The following is a 508-nucleotide window of genomic DNA, read 5'->3' on the forward strand; positions in this document are numbered from 1 at the left end:
TGAGTTAGTTGCGACGACAGATTTATTGGCGCTGACGGGAATAGATGACCCAGAAGGGATTAGTATTGACCCAGAAACACGGACAGTCTATGTGGCGTTCGATGATGATGGTAATAATGGTAGTCAGATTGGCATTTTCTCTCTCGAAGATGCACCAGAATTAGCAGATATCTCGATCGCAGGAGTAGAAGATTCTCCGATTAGCTTCACTGCTGAAGACTTTACCGAGGCTTTCAGTGATGCAGATGATGACGAATTAGCCTCAATTACGATTAGTAGTGTCCCAGGTTCAGGATTATTAAGTCTCAACGGTAGTCCAGTTCGCGAAGGCGATACAATTAATGCCGCAGATTTAGATAATTTGGTTTACACACCAGATCCGAATTTCTCTGGTATTGATAGCTTTGAAGTCACGGCTTCTGATGGAACTGGCGTTTCCGAAGCAGCAACGGTAAATGTCTTAGTTAATGACAGCGAAGGTATTGAATTAGAATTACTCGACTCATTC

General features: G+C 43.1%; 1 protein-coding gene. It reads left to right on the forward strand.

All coding sequences use genetic code 11. From position 1 onward, the window contains the following. Positions 1-508 (forward strand): Ig-like domain-containing protein (locus G3T18_RS24570; RefSeq protein ID WP_224413228.1); only part of this gene is annotated, 508 nt, incomplete at both ends.

This window comes from Oscillatoria salina IIICB1 (assembly GCF_020144665.1).
In the GTDB taxonomy this organism is placed as follows: Bacteria; Cyanobacteriota; Cyanobacteriia; order Cyanobacteriales; family SIO1D9; genus IIICB1.